The sequence below is a fragment of the Acinetobacter sp. SH024 genome (genome assembly GCF_000163635.1).
Taxonomy (GTDB): domain Bacteria; phylum Pseudomonadota; class Gammaproteobacteria; order Pseudomonadales; family Moraxellaceae; genus Acinetobacter; species Acinetobacter pittii.
The window spans coordinates 960913-964021 of the sequence record NZ_GG753600.1; the positions used below are offsets into that span (position 1 = coordinate 960913).

Annotated in this window: 3 protein-coding genes and 1 pseudogene; 2 read left to right on the plus strand and 2 right to left on the minus strand. The window is 36.1% G+C overall.

Going from position 1 to position 3109, the window contains the following annotated elements; genetic code table 11:
- A partial coding sequence (locus HMPREF0013_RS24440) for a helix-turn-helix domain-containing protein (protein WP_250635216.1) occupies positions 1–123 on the minus strand: 123 nt, incomplete at its 3' end.
- A gap of 113 nt (positions 124–236) precedes the next feature.
- Here HMPREF0013_RS24440 and HMPREF0013_RS10425 point away from each other — a divergent pair.
- Both HMPREF0013_RS10425 and HMPREF0013_RS10430 read left to right on the plus strand, forming a co-directional pair.
- A pseudogene (locus tag HMPREF0013_RS10425) lies at positions 237–497 on the plus strand (integrase core domain-containing protein); the annotation flags it as partial.
- A gap of 81 nt (positions 498–578) precedes the next feature.
- The gene (locus HMPREF0013_RS10430) at positions 579–2534 is read left to right on the plus strand and encodes an alkyl/aryl-sulfatase (RefSeq protein WP_000693745.1); all 1956 of its coding nucleotides are present in this window, start codon (positions 579–581) and stop codon (positions 2532–2534) included.
- 357 nt (positions 2535–2891) lie between these two features.
- Here HMPREF0013_RS10430 and HMPREF0013_RS10435 read toward each other — a convergent pair.
- A partial coding sequence (locus HMPREF0013_RS10435) for a hypothetical protein (RefSeq protein WP_029766819.1) occupies positions 2892–3109 on the minus strand: 218 nt, incomplete at its 5' end.

A 3109-nucleotide genomic window follows, 5' to 3' on the forward strand; every position in this document is an offset into this window, starting at 1 on the left:
TCGAGCTTGATAAACGTCATTGATGCTATTTCTTTTAAGCTCACGATAGATCGTACTAGGATGTCTTTTAATGAGTTCAGCAAATTTTCTGGCTGAAAAGCCTTCTTTTCTTGACTCAAGCATTAATGCAGTACGATCTTCAAAGTTAAGATGATGGTATGACAATTTTATATACTCCATAAACCCTTTAAATTAATTAGGTGGTTTATGTCGCACTTCAAGTTTTACTCTGCCATGTATTGAAATCAAATGACATCCAAATCAGCATGGATGGTAAAGGTCGATGGGTTGATAATGTGATGGTTGAACGATTATGGCGGAGCGTTAAATATGAAGAGGTGTATCTCAAAGCCTACAGCAATGTTTTGGATGCGAAGAAGCAATTAAACGCATATTTTGAATTTTATAATTTGAAACGACCTCATTCGAGTCTGGACAAAATGACTCCAGATGAGTTTTACTATGACCAGCTACCACAACAAAATAAGGTAGCTTAACTAGAGCAGAGTATCACTTATAAATAAGCTTTTAGTTGTTCAAACATGTGGGACCACCTCTATTTAAAAAAAGGAAAGAAGATGAAAATTAAGTTTTTAACAGTTTCATTGATGCTTATTCTGCCATTTTCTGTTTTTGCAGCAAATACTGTAGTAGAAAAAGCGGTCATTGAATCAAATAATACATATAAGGCGAAGTATAACTTAGAGGATATGACTGAGTTTAATCAGGCTCAAAAGGGCTTTATTGCCAAGCCAACAGGTCAAATTAAAAGTGAGAAAGGCAATGTTATCTGGGATTTTGATGCATTTAGTTTTTTACAAGATCAAGCACCAAATACCGTTAATCCCACTCTATGGCGACAAGCAAAATTAAACAACAATGTTGGGCTATTTAAAGTAACAGATCGAGTTTGGCAAATTCGTGGTTTTGATTTGGCAAATATGACCATCATTCAGGGTGATACTGGCTGGATTATTGTGGATACATTAACCTCTAAAGAAACGGCTGAAGCAGCACTTAAATTTGCTAGACAGCATTTAGGTGAGCAAAAAATTTCAGCCATTATCTTTACCCATAGCCATATCGATCATTTTGGTGGTGCATTAGGCGTTCTTTCTAGCGAAGAAATTAACGCTAGAAAAACTCCAATTATTGCGCCAAAAGGCTTTATGGAAGAAGCGACCAGTGAAAATGTGATGGCAGGTTCAGCCATGATACGTCGTGCGACTTATATGTATGGAACTTTTCTACCTAAAAATGCGGAAGGATTGGTGGATACAGGTTTAGGTAAGGCTGTTGCTGTGGGAAAAATGGGCATCCTTGAGCCTACACAACTGATCACTCAACCAGAACAGAAAATGACGGTTGATGGCTTGGATTTTGTGTTTTATAACGTGCCGGGTTCAGAAGCACCAGCAGAATTAACGTTCTCTATCCCATCATTGAAACTTTATAACGGCGCAGAAATTCTATCTCATACCATGCATAATCTTTATACCCTTCGGGGTGCTAAAGTCCGTGATGCCTTAAAATGGGTGGGCTATCTAGACCAAGCAATGCAGCATGCCAAAGCATCCGATGTATTGATTGCACAGCATCATTGGCCTGTCTGGGGCAATGACAATATTCAAGATTTTATTAAAACCCAGCGAGATGTTTATAAGTTCACGCATGATCAGACGGTGAGATATATGAACTCTGGTTTTAATGGCGCTGAAATTGCCGAAAAAATTAAGCTTCCAGCGGCACTTGATCAAAAACTATATGCTCATGGCTATTATGGAACCCTAAAACATAATGTAAAAGCAGTATACCAATATTATATGGGATGGTTCGATGCCCATCCTTCCAATTTAGATCCATTACCCCCTAAAGCTGTTGCAAAAAAATATATTGAGTTAGCAGGTGGGGAGAACAATGCATTGAAAAATGCGCGGGATGCCTACGCTCAAGCTGACTATAGATGGGCTGCCGAGATTTTAAAACATATTGTGTTGAATAACCCTCAAAACCAACAAGCAAAAGACTTATTGGCGAATACTTATCGTCAATTGGGCTATGCTGCTGAGGCTTCAACTTGGCGTAATTTCTTTTTGGTGGGCGCTCAAGAGCTACAAAATAATGTACCCCTACAAAATACTTCTGATCCGAGTGATTTATTGATTCATACACCAACTGAAAGATTTCTTGAAGCTATGGCGACAAATTTAGATGTGGAAAATTTAAAAAATGAAAACCAGTGTATCAATCTGGTTTTGTCGGATACCAAAGAGCATTTTTCATTATGGGTTGAAAACTCAGTCATGCAGTTTAAGCGTTATGATGAAAGTAAAGATTTGGCATTGGATTGCCCTACATTAACCTTAACCAAGCCCTTATATCTAAAAATGATTACAGGTCAAATAGAAGGGGTAAAAGTCCTGCTTTCTAAAGACAGTAAAGTCAAAGGTAATCCACTGAAAATTGGAAAATTCTTTGCAATGTTTAAACGTCCAGATTCAATTTTCCCGATTGTGACTCGACCAAATGGCTAAGCTCAAATAAGTAAAGTCGAAACTTAAATTAATAGATCCAAAGAAATGGGTGAAATTATCAACTTGGTTCTCCCAATCTTATAACAGGAATACAAGAAATTATTTCTTGTATTCCTCTTTAAAATTAAAAGTAAGCTATATGTATTTTAACTCTATTGATACTTTATTAAATGGTTTTTGAATTTTTATACTTTATTTTCGATGGAGATATTTTTATTAGTAGCTTGTTTAAAAAAGATTTGTTTATTTTTCTATTAATTGCTTCTAAATAATAACTTCAATATTTTTGTGGTTAAAAGGCAAGGGGGTATTATGATGTGTTTTTTATTGAAAATAAGCTTTTATATTAGGGCGAATTCAAACATGAGGTGCGACAGTTTGAAAAGTCTTATGATAATCAACAAGCTGAGCAAATTTCTCTAATGGTGTAAGCCAATCTAACGCTTTTCTAGGACGAGTATTCAGTGACATGGCAACTTGATTTAAATAATGCTGATCTGCCTGATTTAAATCAATCCCTTTAGGTAAATATTGCCTAATTAAACCATTCATATTTTCGCATGTGCCTTTTTGCC

Bases quoted from the DNA above. Each gene is read 5' to 3' on its own strand.
- HMPREF0013_RS10430 (WP_000693745.1), top strand. From the start codon at position 579: ATGAAAATTAAGTTTTTAACAGTTTCATTGATGCTTATTCTGCCATTT.